Annotated in this window: 17 protein-coding genes; 5 read left to right on the top strand and 12 right to left on the bottom strand. The window is 70.2% G+C overall.

Annotation, left to right across the window (positions count from 1 at the left end):
• Positions 1-68: 68 nt before the first annotated feature.
• Positions 69-761 (top strand): LppX_LprAFG lipoprotein, encoded by a 693-nt coding sequence (locus tag Ssi02_RS12940; protein WP_204025226.1) that lies wholly within the window; start codon positions 69-71, stop codon positions 759-761.
• Between the two features lie 3 nt (positions 762-764).
• Positions 765-2330, top strand: a complete 1566-nt coding sequence (locus Ssi02_RS12935; protein ID WP_204025223.1) for an MFS transporter — start codon at positions 765-767, stop codon at positions 2328-2330.
• A gap of 322 nt (positions 2331-2652) precedes the next feature.
• Here the strand turns inward: Ssi02_RS12935 and Ssi02_RS12930 are convergent, their stop codons facing one another.
• A complete protein-coding gene (locus Ssi02_RS12930; protein ID WP_239128865.1) occupies positions 2653-3954 on the bottom strand; it encodes an alpha/beta hydrolase family protein in 1302 nt (433 codons plus the stop codon).
• 222 nt (positions 3955-4176) lie between these two features.
• Between Ssi02_RS12930 and Ssi02_RS12925 the strand changes: the two genes are divergently transcribed.
• Together Ssi02_RS12925 and Ssi02_RS12920 are read left to right on the top strand one after the other, a co-directional pair.
• Positions 4177-5397 carry a sensor histidine kinase gene (locus tag Ssi02_RS12925; protein WP_239128864.1) on the top strand — a complete coding sequence of 407 codons (1221 nt, stop codon included), beginning with the start codon at positions 4177-4179 and terminating at the stop codon, positions 5395-5397.
• Between the two features lie 81 nt (positions 5398-5478).
• Positions 5479-6147, top strand: coding sequence for a response regulator transcription factor (locus Ssi02_RS12920; RefSeq protein ID WP_204025221.1), 669 nt, complete (start codon positions 5479-5481; stop codon positions 6145-6147).
• A 389-nt stretch (positions 6148-6536) separates the two neighbouring features.
• Here Ssi02_RS12920 and der read toward each other — a convergent pair whose 3' ends face one another.
• From der to pyrG, 11 genes are all read right to left on the bottom strand, one after another.
• Positions 6537-7904, bottom strand: coding sequence for a ribosome biogenesis GTPase Der (der, locus tag Ssi02_RS12915; protein ID WP_204025335.1), 1368 nt, complete (start codon positions 7902-7904; stop codon positions 6537-6539).
• Between the two features lie 53 nt (positions 7905-7957).
• Positions 7958-8614 (bottom strand): (d)CMP kinase, encoded by a 657-nt coding sequence (gene cmk / locus Ssi02_RS12910; RefSeq protein WP_239128863.1) that lies wholly within the window; start codon positions 8612-8614, stop codon positions 7958-7960.
• A gap of 101 nt (positions 8615-8715) precedes the next feature.
• On the bottom strand, positions 8716-9831 hold the full coding sequence (locus Ssi02_RS12905) for a prephenate dehydrogenase (RefSeq protein ID WP_204025220.1): 1116 nt from the start codon (positions 9829-9831) through the stop codon (positions 8716-8718).
• A gap of 65 nt (positions 9832-9896) precedes the next feature.
• Positions 9897-10271: a chorismate mutase gene (aroH, locus tag Ssi02_RS12900; protein ID WP_204025218.1), complete on the bottom strand. Its 375-nt coding sequence runs from the start codon at positions 10269-10271 to the stop codon at positions 9897-9899.
• A gap of 38 nt (positions 10272-10309) precedes the next feature.
• The gene (locus Ssi02_RS12895; protein WP_204025216.1) at positions 10310-12478 is read right to left on the bottom strand and encodes a pseudouridine synthase; all 2169 of its coding nucleotides are present in this window, start codon (positions 12476-12478) and stop codon (positions 10310-10312) included.
• Complete coding sequence (scpB, locus tag Ssi02_RS12890) at positions 12478-13149, bottom strand: SMC-Scp complex subunit ScpB (RefSeq protein WP_204025330.1); 672 nt, start codon at positions 13147-13149, stop codon at positions 12478-12480. Before scpB ends, Ssi02_RS12895 begins: the two co-directional genes overlap by 1 nt.
• 127 nt (positions 13150-13276) lie before the next feature.
• On the bottom strand, positions 13277-14101 hold the full coding sequence (locus Ssi02_RS12885) for a segregation and condensation protein A (protein WP_204025214.1): 825 nt from the start codon (positions 14099-14101) through the stop codon (positions 13277-13279).
• Between the two features lie 213 nt (positions 14102-14314).
• A complete protein-coding gene (locus tag Ssi02_RS12880) occupies positions 14315-15271 on the bottom strand; it encodes a ParA family protein (RefSeq protein ID WP_239128862.1) in 957 nt (318 codons plus the stop codon).
• 118 nt (positions 15272-15389) lie between these two features.
• Entirely contained in the window at positions 15390-16286 is an 897-nt protein-coding gene (locus Ssi02_RS12875) for a site-specific tyrosine recombinase XerD (RefSeq protein WP_239128861.1), read from the bottom strand.
• Positions 16287-16319: 33 nt separating this feature from the next.
• Entirely contained in the window at positions 16320-17006 is a 687-nt protein-coding gene (locus tag Ssi02_RS12870; protein WP_373870130.1) for an NUDIX domain-containing protein, read from the bottom strand.
• Positions 17003-18673 (bottom strand): CTP synthase, encoded by a 1671-nt coding sequence (gene pyrG, locus Ssi02_RS12865; RefSeq protein WP_204025210.1) that lies wholly within the window; start codon positions 18671-18673, stop codon positions 17003-17005. The genes Ssi02_RS12870 and pyrG overlap by 4 nt, the downstream gene beginning before the upstream one ends.
• A gap of 255 nt (positions 18674-18928) precedes the next feature.
• Here pyrG and Ssi02_RS12860 point away from each other — a divergent pair, with 255 nt between their 5' ends.
• On the top strand, positions 18929-19648 hold the full coding sequence (locus tag Ssi02_RS12860; RefSeq protein WP_204025208.1) for an acyltransferase: 720 nt from the start codon (positions 18929-18931) through the stop codon (positions 19646-19648).
• The last annotated feature ends 45 nt before the right edge of the window (positions 19649-19693 follow it).

The following is a 19693-nucleotide window of genomic DNA, read 5'->3' as shown; positions in this document are numbered from 1 at the left end:
GCGGGTCGAAGCGAAACCGATATGGGCCCCACGCTCGAACTCCCCCCGCGATGGCTACGATCCGGGGCATGTCCCTTCGCCGAATCCTCGCGGTGATCGCACCGCTTCTCGCCATGGTGTTCATCACGGCGGCGTGCTCCGGTTCCTCCACGGGCGGAGGCGACCTGCCCGCCGGAGCCGACCTGCTCAAGAAGTCCGCCGAGGCCACGAAGGGCGCCAAGTCCGCGGCGTTCACCCTGGAGACCACCGGCAAACCTCCTGTGCCGGTCAAGCGCGGCGAAGGCCGCGTCAGCGCGACAGGCGACGCGGACGGCAAACTCCAGCTCGACTTCCTCGGCACCCTGACCGAGGTCAACTTTGTGCTCGTCGGCGACAAGGTGCACTTCAAGGGCCCCACCGGCGGCTATCAGATCATGACACGGCAGGAACTGGCCGCGATCTACGACCCGTCGGTCATCCTCAACCCCGCTCAGGGGGTCGCCCAGCTCATGAGCACCGCGTCCGACGTCCACACCGAGGCGGCCGAGCAGGTCGCCGGCGCCGACGCCTACCGCGTGCGCGCCGCTCTGTCCCAGCAGGTCCTCGCCAAGCTCATCCCCGGCGTCACCCAGGGCGTCAACGGCAAACTGTGGATCGACAAGGCGAGCGGCCGGCTGCTCAAGGTCAGCCTGCCGCTCGGCAGCGGCGGCAACGCGGGCGAGGTCACGGTGTCGTTCCGCGACTACGACGCCCCCGTCCAGGTCACACCCCCCGCGGAGTAACCCGTGACGACCCAGCGCACCACCCCGGCCACGACGCCCGGCCCGGGCGGCGGTGCCCGCTCGCGGCGGCGCGTCGCGCTCGGCGTCGGCGGCCTCGCCGTACTCCTGGCCGCCCTCGACGCCTACGTCGTGGTGACGGTGCTGATCGACATTTCCCGCGACGTCGGCGTGCCGCTCAACCACATGGAACGCGCCACCCCCGTCGTCACCGGCTTCCTGCTCGGCTATATCGCCGCGATGCCGCTCCTCGGCAGCCTCTCCGACCGCTACGGCAGACGCGCGCTCATCCAGGCCTGCCTCGCCGGCTTCGCCCTCGGCTCCGCGCTCACCGCCGTCGCGACCGACGTGCCGCTGCTGGTCGCCGGCCGCGCCGTCCAGGGCCTCGCCGGGGGTGCGCTGCTGCCCATCACGATGGCGCTCGTCGGCGACCTGTGGGAGGAGAAGGGCAGGCCCCTCGCACTCGGCGCGGTCGGCGCCGCCCAGGAGCTCGGCAGCGTCCTCGGCCCGCTATACGGCGCGGGCCTCGCCGCCCTGCTCCCCGCCGGACAGCTCCTCGGCCAGCCGTTCGGCGGCTGGCGCACGATCTTCTACGTCAACCTGCCACTCGCCCTCGTCGCGGCGGTCGCCGTACACCTCACCGTGCCGCCCGGGCGCCCCGCCGGCGTCTCGCCGCGGAAGATCGACGTGGTGGGCGGGGTGCTGCTCGCCCTCTCCCTCGGCCTTCTCGTCACCGGCCTCTACAACCCCGACCCGGCCAAGGCCGTGCTTCCCTCCTGGGGTCTGCCCGTCATCGGCGCGGGCGCCGCCGTCGGCGTCGTGTTCGTCGTGTGGGAGATCCGGTCGCGCACCCGCCTCCTCGACCTCACCGGCCTGCGCCAGGGACCACTCCTCGGCACCCTCGCCGTGAGCTTCCTCACCGGCGCCGCCCTCCTCGCGACCCTCGTCAACGTCCAGCTCACCGCGCAGACCCTGCTCAGGCTGGACACCGTCGACGGCGCACTCGTCCTGTCGCGGTTCCTCATCGCCCTGTCCGTCGCCGCGCTCCTCGGCGGCCTCCTCGTCCGCCGCCTCGGCGAACGCGTCGTCGCCGTCGCCGGCATGGCCGCGGCCACCCTCGGCTACGCGCTCATCGCCACCTGGCCCCTGGACCTGGCGAACGCGACGTACGGCATGGGCCTGCGCAGACTCGACCTCGACCTCGTCGTGGCCGGGCTCGGCCTGGGCATCGTCATCGCCCCCGTGTCGTCGGCGGTCCTCCGGCTCACTCCCGCCGTGCAGCACGGCGTGGCGTCGGCCGCGGTGGTCGTGGCACGCATGATGGGCATGCTGCTCGGCGTCGCCGCCCTGTCGGCGTGGGGGTTCTACCGGTTCCAGTCCCTCACAGCCGACCTCGACACACCGCTGCCGATCGGGGTGCAGCCCCAGGAGTTCGCCCGGCAGATGACGGCCTACCAGGCCAAGGTGACCGAGGCGCTGCACATCGAATATACGGAGATATTCCTGATCACGGCCGTCCTGTGCGCGGTGGGCACGGGCCTGGCACTGCTCCTCCCGCGACGGGACACTTGAGCCGATCAGGCCTCCGGTGAGCCTGACTGCGCAGAATTTTTGCAGACTTGCCGCCGAAGGTCAGCAACTGCGGCAGGCGGGGGGCAACTGTTGAGGGGGGATGTCTGTCGCCGGCCCCTGACGCTGCCGAAGGCCAAGATGGTGATGAGGGGAGCAGCCCTCATCACCATTCTGGGCAGTTCGCGACGATAATGCAGAGCCTGTGGCAGTGAGTTACCCCACCGGCGAACAGACCGCCTGCCCTGAGGGCCGGCCTCGTGATCCTGGCGCAGTACCCCCGACCAGGAAGACGGCCGTGTAAGCGGGGGCCGGCGTTGCGGGGTCAGGGGATGAGGGAGACCTCGGGGAAGCGAGTGTCGGGGGTCTCGAACAGGGGGGTCGGCTTGCCTCGGAGGTGCAGGTCGAAGAAGGCTCCGACGTAGGCGCGCTGGGCCGCCACCGAGCGGCCGGGGTCGATCGTGCCCACAAAGTCCACGAGTGGCACCTTGGGAAGCTTGGCCGCGATCTGCGGGAGGAGCGGCTGCAGGTCGGTGAACGAGCCGTGGGCCGCGCCCTTGAAGCGGAGTTCTCGTTTCCAGCCGGTCGAGGCACGCCAGAACGACTTCCAGCTCGGCTCGTTGTCACGTGTGTGGGTCTCGGCCGCCAGTTGCAGGAACGGCCTCGCCACACCGCGTTTGGCCACCGGGCCGACGTAGGCGCCGTCGAGGTTGACGCCCGCGTCCACGCGGGGGTCGTCGCGGGTCAGTTGGGCGGCGACCGACCCGCCGAGCGACTGGCCCAGCATTCCCATCCGCGAGGTGTCGGGTGCACCGAGCATCCCCTCGGGCAGTTTGCCGCCGATCGAGCGGCCTTCGGCCAGGGCGGTGACCTGGTCCAGGACGTAGCGCATGTCCGCCAGGCGCGCCCGTGAGTGCTTGGTCAGCAGTTTGGCGATGACCCTCGGCGTCAGCTTCGCGGGGAGCGGCAGGGCGCGCACCAGGCGACCACCGGGAAACTCCACCTGATCGGCCTCATAGGTGTGGTCGACGGCGACGACCAGGTAGCCGCGCGAGGCCAGGTCCTCGACCAGGCCGGTGCCCAGCGTGCGCGGCCCGCCGTCCCCCGAACCGAACAGCACCACAGGAAGCTTGCCCGCACGCGGCTCGACCGGTGCGCCCACACGGGCATGGGTGCGCGTGGCGGACCAGTCCACGGCCCCCTTGGTGATGCCCATGGGCGGCGCCGAGTGCCGATCCCAGTCGGCGGCGGCCATCGGCGCCATGTGCGGCGCGAGCTGCCCGCCACCTGTGGCCGGATACCACAGGCTGATCATCAGTTCCCGGTACGGCACAGCCGGCACGAGCGGATCGGGCCGCGAGCGATCGACCAGCCGCAGCGCCACCGTCCCAATCGGATACGGGCCGGTGGGCGCGGGCAGGCTCACCTTGATCGGGCCCTCGGTGTCGGCGGCGGCCCTGACCGAGCTTCCGGCCTCGGCACCGGCCATCGGCAGGGAGAGCGCCGACACCAGCACGGCCAGCCCTGCGATCTTGCCCGCGGCTTTCGAGACAGCGGGCACCCGGCGCTTGTAACCGCTGTCTCCGCTTCCCCCGGTCAGATCCGTACTTTTCCTAACAAAGGACATGCGACAACTCCTCGAACGGAAATGGAAGTCCGACGAGGCTGGCAGCTCGGCATACCCGTGGGCCAGCGGCGGAGGTCGCACGCACACATGCGACTTTCGGATGACGGTCCCTCCTGGGGAGGAGCGTCACAGAACAACCGCACGAGAGCATGCGACCTTCGGATGACGGTCGTCCTCAGGGAGGAGCGGGAGCGAACCCGCAGGACAACTAGGGTGAAGCCCATGAACCCAGGCGACCGTCCGGCCCGCATCACCGCGCTGAGCCGATGGTCGACCGTGCCCGCCGACGCCGTGCTGGCCGCCGCGTTGTTCCTGACCACACTCGGCCCCGGCCAGGTGCTGCCCGGTCCCCCGTGGTTGCTCGCTCTGCAGACGGCGCTGGTGGCGCCACTGGCCTGGAGACGACTTGCTCCGATGACGGTCATGGGTCTGATCGGACTCGCCGCCGCCGTCCAGTGGACGCTGGACGTGCAGCTTCCCGCCGACGCCGCACTTCTGGTGGCGATGTACACGGTCGCCGCGCACCGCCCCTGGCGCCGCACCCTGGTGGCGGCGGTCGCGCTGGAAGGCGGGGTGCTGATGGCCGCCGCCCGCTGGGCACCGCCCGGGCAGTTCCCCTTCACGGCTGCCGCGCTGAGCGCCATGGCCGCCGTCGCGCTCATGAGCGGCCTGTGGATGCGGGTACGGCGAGCCTACGTGACCTCCCTGGAACACGACCGCGAGCAACGGGCGCGGCTGGCCGTCGCCGAGGAACGCGCACGCATGACCCGCGACATGCACGACATCGTCACCCACAACCTGTCGGTCATGGTGGCGCTGGCGGACAGCGCCGCCTACGTCCGCCACAGTGCGCCGGACCGGGCCGCAGCGGCGATGGAGCAGATCGCCGCGACGGGACGCCAGGCCTTGCAGGACATGCGCCGCTCCCTGAGCACCGACCGCACCGACCGCGCCGGCTCGGAAAACCGTTTCGACGAGATGCTGCAACCCGCCCCCGGGATCGCCGAGCTCGGCCCGCTGGCCGAGCGGATGCGCGCGACAGGGCTGGCGACGCGCGTCCGGGTGGCGGGTGACATCGAGGCGGTTCCCGCCGCCGCCCAGCTGACGATCTACCGGCTGGTTCAGGAGGCGCTGACGAACACGCTGCGTCACGCACCCGGAGCCCGCGCGGAGGTGCGGGTCGAAGCATCGTCGCACCGTGCCGAGGTGGAGGTCATCGACGTTCGTGATCCGGTTGCGGCCGGCGCCTCCGTGCCCCGCTCTGCGTCACCACAGCCGGCGACGGCCGCCGGAACCCGGGTGTCTGAGTTCCGAGGTGATGGGCGTGGGATCGCGGGCATGCGCGAAAGGGTGGCCTCCTACGGCGGGAGCCTGGACGCCGGGCCGGTGCCGGGTGGCGGATGGCGGGTGCTGGCCGTGCTGAACCTCGACGCGCCACAATGACCCATGGCGAGCCGTGCTGGACCCCGAAGCGCCACGATGACCCATTGCAAGCCCGACCGTGCTGAACCTGGGAGCACCACGATGATCCGGCTACTGATCGCCGACGACGAGTCGCTGCTGCGGATGGCCTTCCGCATGGTCTTCGACTCCGAGCCGGACATGGAGGTGGCCGGTGAGGCGGACGACGGCGAGCAGGCGGCCCGGCTGGCCAGGCACCTGCGCCCCGACGTGGTGTTGATGGACGTGCGCATGCCGGGGCTGGACGGCATCGAGGCCACACGCAGAATCGTCCGGGACAGTCCACGCTCGCGGGTCATCATCCTGACCACCTTCGACCTGGACGAATACGCTTTCGCCGGGCTGAAAGCCGGAGCGGCCGGATTCCTGCCGAAGAACACGCCGCCGCAGGAGCTGCTGAGCGCGATCCGCAACGTCGCGGCGGGAGAGGCGGCACTGTCGCCTCGCGTCACCCGCCGCGTCCTGGAGAGGTTCGCGCCGCAGATGACGCCGAGCCCCGCCGAACGAGACGAACGGCTGGCGCACCTGACCACACGCGAACACGAGGTGCTGGCGCAGGTGGCACGCGGACTGTCCAACGCCGAGGTCGCCGCTGCGTTGCATCTGGCCGAGGCGACGGTCAAGACCCACCTGAGCCGCGTATTGGTCAAACTCGGACTACGCGACCGCGCCCAGGTGGTCGTCTACGCCTACGAAACCGGCCTCATCCGCCCCACAACCCCTGACCTCTGACCCCCTGGGCCAAAGATCACCGTTGGGGCAGCGCAGCCGACGCACGGAGTAACGCGGAAACAGGACCGAGGCACTGACCAGAACCACGGGCCGGAGCCAAAGGCCAGAGGGCCGAAGGCCGAAACCCCCGCCGACCAGGCTTCTGCCGTACCAAAAAAGTTAGGGTCCTGGGCACCCGTGGATTCGGGGGCCCAGGACCTTGCCGTGAGGCGTGCCGGACGGTCACACCGCCGGCCGTCGGGCAGCCTTACGGCGTGCCGGCCGTGGAGGGCCGAATGAGGGGACATGGTGGGGCCGCGACGGCCTTGCGGCCGACTCCACCACGTGACCTAGAGCGACGATTCACGTTTCCATGATTACACACAGTCAGACCCTAGGTAGCCCCTCAATTACTTCTTCTTTGCGCTCCCGCCCCGCTTCTCCCGGATCTTCATGGTGAGCGAGATGGGGCTGCCCGCGAAGCCGAAGTCCTCGCGGATGCGCCGCTCGATGAAGCGGCGGTATTGCTCCTCCAGGAACCCCGAGGTGAAGAGCACGAACTTGGGCGGCTCCACCGCGGCCTGGGTCGCGAAGAGAATCTTGGGCTGCTTGCCACTGCGGACCGGCGGCGGCGTCTGCTGGACGAGCTCGGTGATGAACGAGTTGAGCCGTCCTGTCGGCACGCGGGTGCGCCACGACTCCAGCGCCCGCTCGATGGCCGGCACCAGCCTGTCCACATGGCGCCCGGTCTTGGCGGAGATGTTGACCCGCAACGCCCATGGCACCCGGGCGAGCTGGCGGTCGATCTCCTTCTCCAGGTAGTAGCGCCGGTCCTCGTCGACCAGGTCCCACTTGTTGAAGGCGACGACCATGGCCCGGCCCGACTCGATCACCATCGACAGGATGCGGAGGTCCTGCTCGGTGAGGGTGTCGCTCGCGTCGATCAGCACGACGGCGACCTCCGACCGCTCAAGCGCGGACTTGGTGCGCATGCCGGCGTAGAAGTCGGCGCCCTGGAGTTCGCGCTCGCGCCGGCGGATGCCCGCGGTGTCGACGAAGCGCCAGGTCTTGCCGCCGAGCTCGATCAGCTCGTCGACCGGGTCGCGTGTGGTGCCCGCCATCGGGTCGACCAGCACACGCTCCTCCCCCGCCAGCTTGTTGAGCAGGGACGACTTGCCCACGTTGGGTTTGCCCACGAGCGCGATGCGCTGCGGGCCGCGTTCGGCGCCGAAGCGCTGCGGCGGTGCCTCGGGCAGCGCCTCCAGCACGACGTCGAGCAGGTCGCCGCTGGCCCGTCCGTGCAGGGCCGACACGGGGTAGGGCTCGCCCAGGCCGAGCGACCACAACACGTTGGCCTCAAGCTCGGCCCGCTGGTCGTCGACCTTGTTGGCGGCGAGCACGATCGGCTTGCCTGAACGGCGGAGCACACCCGACACGGCCTGGTCGGAGTCGGTGATGCCCACCGTGGCGTCCACCACGAACAGGATGACGTCGGCGAGTTCGGCAGCGATCTGGGCGTGTTCGGCGATGCGCTGGGCCATGCCCGTCGCGTCGGGGTCCCACCCGCCGGTGTCGACGAGGGTGAACCTGCGCCCACGCCAGGACGCCTCGTAGGTCACCCGGTCCCGCGTCACCCCCGGCACATCCTCGACGACCGCCTCGCGGCGGCCGAGAATGCGGTTGACCAGGGTGGATTTGCCGACGTTGGGCCTGCCCACGACGGCGACGACGGGCAGCGGCCCCGCATCGGCCTCGGCGGCCTCGCGCTCGTCCTCCATCCCGGCGAGTTCGGCAGCGATCCAGCCGCTGTCGTCGTAGTCGCTCTCGGCGGTCACGTGCGTTCCTTAATAAGTCGGAGTATCTCCGCGATCACCTCGTCGAGGTTGAGCGCGGTGGTGTCGAGTTCGACGGCGTCGGACGCCATCGCGAGGGGGTCGGTGACCCTGGTGGAGTCGAGGTGGTCGCGGCGGGCCATGTCGGCGCGCTGCGCCTCAAGGGTGCTGCCCGCCACCTCGGCCGCTCGGCGGGTGGCGCGGGCGTGGGCACTGGCCACAAGATAAACCTTGAGCTGCGCGTCCGGCGCCACCACGGTGCCGATGTCGCGCCCTTCGACCACGATGTCGCCCGCGCCGATGATCTCGCGCTGCTCGGCCACGAGCCGTCGCCGCACCTCCGGCACCGCACTGACCGCGCTCACCGCCGCCGTCACCTCGGCGCTACGGATCGGCCCGGCCACGTCGACGCCGTCGACGCCGATCGTGGGGGCCACCGGGTCGGTGCCGACCTGGAGCACCGGCTCCTCCGCCCTGGCTGCGATCATCCCGGGGTCGGTCAGGTCGATGCCCTCGCGCAGCACCCACCAGGTGATCGCGCGATACATCGCCCCGGTGTCGAGATAACGCAACCCCAGCGCGCGGGCCACCCCACGCGACGCGCTCGACTTGCCCGATCCCGAAGGCCCGTCCATGGCGACGACCAGTGCGGTCACGGCTCTCCCTGCTCCCTTTAGTCAAATGTCCGCAGACGAGGTTATGCGCTTTCCTCGTCCCCTTGAGTATTTCGCTGATCGCGGAGTACGGCACAAGCCCGCTAAGGCACGTGCCACCCGTGAGCCCGGAGCGCCTCGGACAGCGGCGCCGCCGCCTCCGGCTGCACATAGAGATCGGCCGCACCGACGGGGAGACCCGGGGCGTGCTCCAGCCGCACGTCCTCGATGTTGACCCCGATCCCGTCTGCCACTTGGAACAACCTGGCGAGCTCACCGGGACGGTCGCCCACGACGACCTGCACCACCACGTAGGCCGGGGCGGGACCGCCGTGCTTGCCGGGAATGCGCCCGTGACCGGTCACCCCCCGGGAGAGCAGCCCGGTCAGCTTCTCCCCCGCCGGCTCCTCACCGGCGTCGAGCGCCCGCAGCGCCCGCGCCGCGCCCGCGAGGTCGGCCGCGACGGCCTCCAGCACCGCGGCGACGGGCCGGGCGTTGCCCGACAGGATGCCGAGCCAGAGGGCCGGGTCGCCGCCCGCGACCCGGGTGACGTCACGCACCCCCTGCCCGGCGAGGCCGAGCGCGGTGTCGGTGGCGTCGACCAGGCGTGCCGCCACCGCCGACGCCGCGACGTGCGGCGCGTGCGAGATGACGGCCACGGCCTCGTCGTGCGCCGCGGCGTCCACCTCGACGGCGTTGCCGCCGCACAACACGGTGAGCGCCAGGGCCGCGCGCAGCGCCTCGGGTGCGGTGCGCTCGGTGGGGCAGAGCGCCCACGGCCGGCCTAGGAACAGGTCGGCCCGGGCGGCCCCGGGGCCCGACTTCTCCCGGCCGGCGAGCGGGTGCCCGGCGACGTATGCGCTCATGTCGCAGCCGAGCTCCTCCGCCAGCGCGATGGGCAGCGCCTTCACGCTGGCCACGTCGGTGTAGAAGCGGGCCGCGCCCTCTTTCTGCAGCTCAAGCAGCTGACGCGCGACCACCTGCGGCGGCACCGCGATCACGGCCAGGTCGGCGGTCCGCCCCGGCTCCCACTCCTCCCCCGCGCCAAGCTCACGCGCCAGCCGTACCGCCGATGGATCGCGGTCGGCCAGCAGGACCTTCACGCCGTGGCGGCGCACGGCCAGCGCCACCGACGTGCCGATCAGGCCGGTGCCGACGACAAGGACGGAACTGATCTCGTCTCTCGCCTCCGAGGGGTCAAGCACTGAGCTGACCGTCATGGCAGGACTTTCCTCGCTTGCTCGCGCCCAAGGGGTGGATGACCGGGCGATGTGGATTGCTGGTCTTACTGTGCGATGTCCACCCGGAGCGCCGCGGCGCCCCGGAGGTAGACATGCTGGATCTCCTGACGCGGCTTGTCGGTGGCGACATGGGCCATCAGGCGGACGACGCGGGGCATCGACCCCGGCACGTCGATCTCGGTGGAGCAGATGAGCGGCACGTCGTGGAAGCCGAGCTTGCGCGCGGCCAGGGCCGGGAACTCCGCGGTGAGGTCGAGGGTGCAGGTGAAGATGACGCTGATCACGTCGTCGGTCGTGAGCTGGTTGCGCTCCATGACCGCAGTCACCAGCTCGGTGGTCCCCGAAAGGATGGAGTCTCGGTCATTGGCGGCGACCTGAATGGCCCCACGAATAGCTCGCACCACTTTGTCCCCTTTCATCGCGCAGTTCCCATATGAACTCGGCCTAACGCGCCAGGTTACATGCCGACCGCGGCGTAAAGATCACCGACTTCCTTCACGGAAAGGGTCCTGAGCGTGCCCGGCTTCAACCGGCCCAGCTTGATCGGTCCGAATTCGATGCGCGCCAGGTCGATGACCGGATGGCCGCTTTCCTCAAGCAAACGCCGCACGATGTGCTTGCGCCCCTCGTGCAAGACGACCTCGACCAACGCCTGCTGGCCGTGCTCCTGAACGATCGAGAAGTCGTCGGCCTTGGCCAGGCCGTCCTCCAGGTCGATGCCCTTCTTCAGCCGCCGGCCGAGATCACGCGGGATCGGGCCGGGGACCTTCGCCCAGTATTTCTTGCTCACACCGAAACTCGGATGGGTCAGCTTGTGCGCCAGCTCACCGTCGTTGGTGAACAGCAGGAGCCCCTCGGTCTCGGTGTCGAGACGCCCCACGTGGAACATGCGCACCGCGAGATCCTGCACGAAGTCCGCCAGGCACGGGCGGCCCGCAGGGTCCTCCATCGTGCTGACGACGCCGATGGGCTTGTTGAGCGCGTAGTAGACCAGGTCGGGAGCGGTCGGGATGCGCTTGCCGTCGACGTGGATGACCTGCTTGGCGGGGTCGACCTTCGCGCCGAAGCGGCGCACCACCTGGCCTTCGACGGTGACCCGGCCCTCGCCGATCATCTCCTCGCAGGCGCGGCGGCTCGCCACACCCGCCTGCGCGAGGACCTTCTGCAGCCGCACGCCGTCCGGCACCTCGGTGGTGTCACGGTCGTCGGTGTAGCCCTCCGGGTAGAACTCCGGGTCCCGGCGAGGCTGACGTGCGGTTTTGAAGGGGTTGGCGGGCTGGGTGCGGTCCCTGGGCGTTCCCTTGCCGGCGCCGCCTCTGGCCGGGCCGCCGAAGCGAGATCCGGTGCGGCTGTCGCCGATCGTCATGACCTCGTCACGCCTGGCCGACCTGCCGTAACGCTCCCGGGAGCCGCCGCGGGCGCCCGATCCGGCCGAGGCGCCGCCGGAACGGCCGCGGTCGAACCCGCCCCGATCGTCCCGGTCGTTGCGGAAGCCTCCCTCGCGCCGCTCGCCGCCGTCGAACGAGCCGCGGGACCGCCCCGCGCCACGGTCGTCCCCGCCGTCGCGGAAGCCGCCGCCCGCACGGCCACCGCCGCGCCCGGCGTGCAGCCCGTCACGGCCGCGGTCGCCGAAACCACCCGCGCGACCGCCGTCGCGCTCGGAGCGGAAACCGCCGCCCTCACGGCCGCCGTCGCGGTCGCGGCCGAACCCGGCCCGGCCGCCGTCACGGTCGGAGCGGAAGGAACCACGCTCACCCGACCTTGACCTGAAGTCATCACGATCACGGTCGGGGCGGAACCCGCCCCGGTCCCGGTCGGACCCGCCTCGGCGGTCGCCCTGGCCGGAGCCGAAACGGCCCCCCGAGCCCCGGTCCGCCCCGAAACCACCCCGGTCACGGTCGAAACCACCCGAACGGCCGCGGTCACCGTCGAAACCACCGGAGCCACTCCGGTCACGGTCGAAACCGCCCGAACGGCCACCCCTCGCGTCGTCACGGCCCGCGCCGTGCCTGCCCCTGTCGCCTTCGGACCCGCGCGAGCCACCTCGATCGCGGTCGAATCCACCTGGACGGCCGCGGTCACGGTCGAAACCGCCCGGACGCCCGCCTCGCGCGTCGTCACGGCCCGCGCCGTATCTGCCCCTGTCGCCGCGGGCCCCACCGTCGGAGCCGCGTCCACCGTCGGAGCCGCGGAAACCGCCGCCCCCCGGACCGCCCCGGCCCGAACCGGCCCGGTCGCGGTCGAATCCCCGGCCACCGCGGTCACCGTCGCGGTCGGAGCGGCCCCAGCCGCCCTCAGGACGACCGCCGCCGGTGGGCCGGCCGCCGCGTCCCGCGCGCAGACCGTCGCGGTCGCCGCCGGAACGCCCGGCGTCGCGACCGCCACGCTCGTCGCGACCGCCACGCTCGTCGCGACCGCCACGCTCACCGCCCGAGCGGCCGAAGCCGCCGCTGTCGGAGCGGCCGAAACGGCCGCCCCCGTCGAAGGACCGCCCCCGGCCCTCGCTCTGTCCGCGTCCGGCGCGCTGACCGCCGCGCCCCGCGCCTATCGCCCGGGAGCCGCCGCGCGGCGCTCCACCGGTGCGTCCCTGACCGCGTCCATCACCGGACGGGGTGCCTCTGCTCATCACTTGTTCTGCTCCTCAAGGGTTTCCACATCGTCGGGCAGGAAGGGGGCGAGCTCGGGCAACTCCCCGAGATCCCGCAGGCCCAGCCGCTCCAGGAAGAACGCCGTCGTGCGGTAGAGCACCGCCTGGCTCTCCGGATCGTGGCCGGCCTCTTCGACCAGCCCCCTCGCCACCAGGGTGCGCATGACGCCGTCACTGTTGACGCCGCGCACAGCTGCGACCCTGGCCCGGCTCACCGGCTGGCGGTAGGCCACAACTGCCAGGGTCTCAAGTGCGGCCTGGGTCAGCCGGGTCTGCTGACCGTCCCGCACAAATCGCTCCACGAGGGGCGCACACTCGGCTCGCGTGTAAAACCGCCAGCCACCGGCCACCTCTCTCAAATCGAAACCGCGTCCCTCATCGGTGTATTCCTTCGCCAACCGGCGAAGAGCCATCGTGATCTCGCGTGTGGGACGCTCCAGCGCCGTGGCCAGGCTCATTTCGCTCACCGGCTCGTCGGCCACGAGCAAGATCGCCTCAAGCCCCTGCCGAAGCCCGGGGTCGAGATCGTCACCCTCCGGCCGACCGGCGCTACGCCGCGTTGCGTCACGCTCGGCCGACTCACGAACCGGCTCAACCTGGACCGACTCACGGGCCGACTCACGAGCCGACTCAACCTGGGCCGACCCAATCCGCGTTGCCTCACGGGCCGACTCACGGGCCGATTCACGGGCCCATTCAACCCGGGGGGCCGCCTCAGGACCGGCCGCCTCGTGCTGCGGGGCAGGCTTGACCGGGGCAGGGGCGCCATTGTGGACGTCACTCATCGGCCGGTCCCTTCCCCGCGCTCTCGTCGTAGTCGTCGCCCACCAGGACCTCTCCGTCATCGGTGCCGGTCCAGGTCACGTGCAGCTCCCCCAGCGGCTCAAGCTGCTCAAAGGAGACCGCGGCCTCCCGGAACAGCTCCAGGACGGCCAAAAAACGTGCGATGACCTCGTGGGTGCCGTCGCAGTCGGCGGTCAGGGCCCGGAAGGTCGCTCGGCGCATGCGCCGAAGGCGCGACACAAGGATAGCCGCATGTTCGCGGACACTGGCGATCGGTTGATAGATGTGTGTGATCGAGACCGTCGGCGGCGCCTTCGGGGTGAAGGCCCGGGCGGCGATCTTGGCGAGTTGATCGGGACCGATGCCGAGGATCAGATCGGGCAGCAGATCCGCGAAGGGCGCCTCCATGGGCACCACGCGGGGGAACCGCAGGGCCTCCTCCGCCATACGCGCGGAGAAGACCTTGGCGACCTCCTTGTACGCGCGATATTGCAGCAGCCGGGCGAACAGCAGGTCGCGGGCCTCCAGCAGCGCGAGATCCTCCTCGTCCTCGACCTCGCCGGTGGGCAGCAGCCGGGCGGCCTTGAGGTCGAGCAGGGTGGCGGCGACAAGGAGGAAGTGGCTGGCCTGATCGAGATCCCACTCGGAGCCGCGGGCACGGATGTGCGCGATGAACTCGTCGGTGACCTTGTGGAGGGAGACCTCGGTGATGTCCAGCTTGTGCTTGGCGATGAGGCCGAGCAGCAGGTCGAACGGCCCCTCGAAGACATCCAGGTGCACCAGGAAGGCATCGGGATCGATCGCGGTCTGCTCGGTCACCTGCCCATTGTCTCTCAGCCGGCCCTCGCATGACCCTCAGTCGGGCCCGAGCGCCGGGGATGTCAATCCCGGCACCGGCCGGGCGGCGTACGGCGGAAGCCCGGCCGGGCTCTGCCGTACACGACGGACGGGCGCGCCCGCCCCGCCATTAGAACAGGGCGGCGAGCACCCGGCTCACCGCCCACACGAAACACCCCCGCCGATGGGAAGCCCTCACTCGGGCTGCGCGTGCTCCTCCGCGTCCCACCGGAAAAGCACTTCCCTGGCGAGCTCGCGATAGGCGTTGGCGCCGAGGGAGGAGGGGTCGAAGCTCGTGATCGGCTCGCCCGCGACCGTGGCGTCGGGAAAACGAACCGTGCGATTGATCACAGTGTGGAACACCTTGTCGCCGAACGCCTCCACCACACGGGCGAGGACCTCGCGGCCGTGGAGGGTGCGCGCGTCGTACATGGTGGCGAGGAGGCCTTCGATCTCGAGGTCCTCGTTGATGCGCTCCTGCACCTTGATGATCGTGTCCATGAGCAGCGCGACGCCGCGCAGCGCGAAGAACTCGCACTCAAGCGGCACCATGACGCCGTGGGCGCAGGCCAGCGCGTTGATCGTGAGCAGGCCGAGGGACGGCTGGCAGTCGATCAGGCAGACGTCGTAGTCGGGCAGGAGGGGCTTGATCACACGCCCGAGGACCTGCTCGCGGGCGACCTCGGTGACGAGCTGCACTTCTGCCGCGGATAGGTCGATGTTGCTGGGGAGCAGGTCGAGCCCGTCGACGTTGGTCTTGAGCAGCACCTCTTCGGCGGTGATCCCGCGCTCCATGAGCAGGTTGTAGACCGTGAGGTCGAGTTGGAGCGGGTTGATCCCAAGACCGACCGAGAGCGCTCCCTGCGGGTCGAAGTCGACGAGCAGCACCTTGAGCCCGCATTCGACCAGGGCGGCGCCCAGGTTGATGGTGGTCGTGGTCTTGCCGACCCCGCCCTTCTGGTTGACCATGGCGACGACCCGGGCAGGTCCGTGGGTCAGCCGTGGCCTCGGCTCGGGGAACATCGGGCGAGGGCGCCCGGTGGGACCAAGGCTGCCGCCGCTCGGAGCTGCGGCGGTCTTGGAGTCGCCCCAGGGATTATCGGGGTTGCCCGAGGTCGCGCCCCGAGCAGAACCGCCGGTGGTCAGAGTCACCAGATGAACCTCCCTGACGGCCCCGAACCGGACCGTCCGGACGGACACTATGGCGTCAGCACGTAAGCGGCAAGGAGGCACGCCCATCCCGCCGCCTAGTCGTGCTGAGCGCAGCGGATCAACGCAGCGCACGCGGGTGCGTGGCCGCGTAAACCTCGCGGAGTCGATCAACCGTCACCAGAGTGTAGACCTGAGTGGTGCTCACTGAGGCATGGCCAAGCAGCTCCTGAACCACCCTAACGTCAGCACCTCCATCTAGGAGGTGCGTTGCAAACGAATGACGCAATATATGTGGGGAAATCCCATCGAGTCCGGCGCGCTCAGCAGCCGCCTGAAGCACCTCCCAGGCCCCCTGACGGGTCAAACGCCCGCCCCGGGCATTGAGGAACAAAGCCGACGTTCCACGCCCGTGAGCGGCCAATGACGGCCTTCCACGCACAAGGTAGGAATCCACGGCTCCCCTCGCATATCGCCCAAGCGGCACCACACGGGTGCGTCCCCCCTTGCCCGTCAGCCGTACCTCAGCGTCCTCCTGATCGTCCACGGCCAGCCCGACGGCCTCGGATATGCGCGCGCCCGTGCCGTACAGAAGCTCCAGAAGCGCCCGGTTGCGCAGCGTCAGCGGTGCCCCGTCAGGGCCCGAGGCGGCGATCAGCCGCTCCACCTCGTCGACCGTGATCGCCTTGGGCAGCCGGCGGAGCTGCCGCGGCGGGCGCACCGACCCGGCGGGATCGGTCTCGGTCAGCCCCTCCCGCAGGGCGAAACGGTGCAGACCGCGTACGGCGGAAGCCGCCCTGGCCGCCGACCCCGGCGCGAGAGCCGGATGATCGTCGTCGCCCTCACGCAGCGCCGCCAGGAAGGACAACACGTCGGCCTCGACCACCCCGCCCAGGGAGAGGCGGCCGAGGCCCGACAGATGCTGGAGATAACGCCGCAGGTCCCTGCGGTAGGAGGCGAGCGTGTTGGCGGACAGCCCCCTCTCCACCGACAGGTGCGCGAGGTAGCTGGAGAGCACTGCCGCAGGCTCGCTCAGGACTTCCTCCTCCGGTCACGCCTCCGGTGCGTCTGCTTCATACGCCCCGTTCGCTCCGTTCACATCTGGAGCGTCGGCGGACCGCAATGAGGTGAATCCGTCGACCGAAGCGGCGTATGCGGCGAGAATACCGGCGACGGCCGGTGAATTATGGATCTTTCCCTCCAACGCGAGGCGGACGGCGTCGGCGAGCGGCACCCATTCCACCGGCATGCCGATCTCCTCGTGCCGGTGCACGAAGTCGCGCTCGTCCTCGGGGATCTCGGTGAGCCCCCTGGCCAGGAAGATCCGGATGCGCTCGTTCGCCATGCCGGGCGAGGTGAAGACGTCGAGCAGCGTGTGCCAGGTCGTAGCCCGCACACCCGCCTCCTCGGCGAGCTCACGCGCCGCGCCGAGCACAAGCGACTCGCCCGCGACGTCCCGCAGGCCCGCGGGCAACTCCCACAGCAGATGCCGCACCGGATGGCGGTATTGCCGGAGCAGCAGCACCCGCTGCCGGTCGTCCAGCGCCACCACCGCCACCGAGCCCGGATGCACGACGTAGTCGCGGTCGGCGGTCACGCCCTCCGGCATGCACACCGTCTCGGTGCGCACGCCGATCACGCGCGCCTGAAAGCGTTCCTTGGCCGCGACGACGTCCCACTCCTGCGGGATGTCCTTGATCGGCACGGCAGGCGCGTCGCCCTGCCCGGCCACACTCACTTTCCCCGACCGGCCTTCACGACCACATTGCGCGTGTCGGCGTAGTCGAGGGCGGCGGCGATCAGGCCGCGGAACAGCGGATGCGCCCGCGTCGGCCGTGAACGGAACTCGGGGTGGGCCTGCGTGCCGATGAAGAACGGGTGGGCGTCCACCGACAACTCCGCGTATTCGACGAGGCGGCCGTCCGGCGACAGACCGGAGAACACCATGCCGACCTTCTCCAGCGGCTCGCGGTAGGAGTTGTTGACCTCGTAACGGTGGCGGTGACGCTCGTTGACCTTGGCTTTGCCGTACAGCCTGCGAGCGAGGGAGCCCTCGGCGAGTTCGGCGGGATACATGCCGAGGCGCATCGTGCCGCCCATGTCGCGCTCGCCCGCCACGACGTCCTCCTGGTCGGCCATGGTGGAGATCACGGGAGCGGGCGTCTCCGGCTCGAACTCCGCGCTGTTGGCGTCCTCGACGCCGGCCAGCGTGCGGGCGGCCTCGATGACCATGCACTGCATGCCGAGGCAGATGCCGAGCAGCGGGACCTTGTTCTCGCGGGCGTGACGGATCGCTCCCAGCTTGCCCTCGATGCCGCGCACCCCGAACCCACCGGGCACAAGCACCCCGTCGACGCCGTCGAGCTCGCGCGCCGCGCCCTCGGACGTCTCGCAGTCGTCGCTCTTGACCCAGCGGATGTTGACCCGGGCGTCGGTGGCGAAACCACCCGCGCGCAGGGCCTCGGTGACGCTGAGGTAGGCGTCCGGCAGGTCGATGTATTTGCCGACTAGGGCGACCGTCACCTCCTTGGCGGGGCGGTGCACCCTGCGCAGGAGCTGGTCCCACTCCGTCCAGTCGACGTCGCGGAACGGCAGGCCGAGGCGGCGCACGACATAAGCGTCGAGCCCCTCGGTGTGGAGCACCTTGGGAATGTCGTAAATGCTGGCCGCGTCACACGCGGACACCACGGCGTCCTCGTCGACGTCGCACATCAGGCTGATCTTGCGCTTGAGGCTGGTCGTGATCGGCCGGTCGGACCGGCACACGATCGCGTCGGGCTGGATGCCGATACTGCGCAGCGCGGCGACCGAGTGCTGGGTGGGCTTGGTCTTGAGCTCACCGCTCGGCCCGATGTACGGCAGGAGCGAGACATGCAGGAAGAAGACGTTGTCCCGGCCCACCTCGTGGCGGATCTGCCGGACGGCTTCCAGGAACGGCAGCGACTCGATGTCGCCGACCGTGCCCCCGACCTCCGTGATGACGACGTCCACATCGGGGTGCGCCATGCCCCGGATGCGCTCTTTGATTTCGTTGGTGATGTGGGGGATCACCTGAACGGTGTCACCGAGGTATTCGCCGCGGCGCTCCTTGGCGATCACATTGGAGTAGACCTGGCCGGTCGTCACATTGGCCGAGCCGTGCAGGTCGGTGTCGAGGAAACGCTCATAGTGGCCGATGTCGAGATCGGTCTCGGCGCCGTCGTCGGTGACGAACACCTCACCGTGCTGGAAAGGGTTCATCGTGCCGGGGTCGACGTTGAGGTAGGGGTCGAGCTTCTGCATGGTCACCCGTAGGCCGCGAAGCTTGAGCAGGCGCCCCAGGCTGGACGCGGTCAGCCCCTTGCCAAGACTGGAGGCGACGCCGCCGGTGACGAACAGATGTTTGGTGCGAGAGGCACTGCGCAACAAGGGGCTCCCGTGGTCCGAGGGCGGGGACGGCCGGTCAAGTTGCGGCCGAACTTATCCACGGGCTCTCAGAGTATCAAACAGTGCCCGCCAAGTGCTCGAACAGCCCAGGCCGAAGCCTATAACTCCTCTCCCGCCGGACCTCCCGACCCAATCCACTAAGCCTCCTTGTGGCCATAAGCGACCCTCTCGTGGTCTACGCCGGACTTAGCCCCATGCACCGGACATAGCGACCAAGCGGTAACTTCTCACCACATGTCCCCTCGCGAGGCCGCGGCCCTCACCCCGCTTCAGGCCGCCCGCCGTGCCCTGCGCCGGACGACCGTCCGCCTCGCCGGCCACGCCGTACACTCCCTGTGGCGCACCGCCGGCAAGCTCGGCACGATCAGTCCCGCCGCGCCCGCCGGATATCGTTTCCGCAGCCTGGGCGAGGGAGCCTGCATCGCCTTCCCCGTCGGAGCGATCTTCGGGGAGGAGCGGATAGAGATCGGCGACCACACGCTCATCGGGGAACGGGTCTCCATCTCCGCCGGCATGATGCCCGGCGCGCCCCTCGGCCCCGACACCATCGTGCGCATCGGCCGCGCCTGCTCCATCGGCAGGGGCAGCCACATCGTCGGCCATCAGTCCATCACTGTGGGGGACGACGTCTTCACCGGGCCGTATGTCTACATCACCGATCAGAACCACGTTTACGACGACCCGGAGACGCCCATCGGGCGGCAGTGGCCGCGTAACAGTCCCGTCGAGATCGGGTCCGGCTCATGGCTGGGGGCGGGCGCCATCATTCTTCCCGGCACCCGTCTTGGACGTCAGACGGTCGTCGCGGGCGGCGCCGTCGTGCGGGGGGAGTTTCCCGACCACTGCGTATTAGCGGGGGTGCCGGCCAGGTTGGTCCGTCAGTACAAGCCCGAGGAGGGGTGGCAGAGCCCGGGCCCGGAGGGACGCCTCTCTAGAGGGCGCGATCAGTTCTAGAGGGCACGATCGGCCGGGAACGCGGTCGGTCGGGAAAGCGATGGT

The organism is Sinosporangium siamense (assembly GCF_016863435.1).
GTDB classification, from domain to species: Bacteria; Actinomycetota; Actinomycetes; order Streptosporangiales; family Streptosporangiaceae; genus Sinosporangium; species Sinosporangium siamense.
This window is presented reverse-complemented; position numbering and strand designations above follow the sequence as displayed.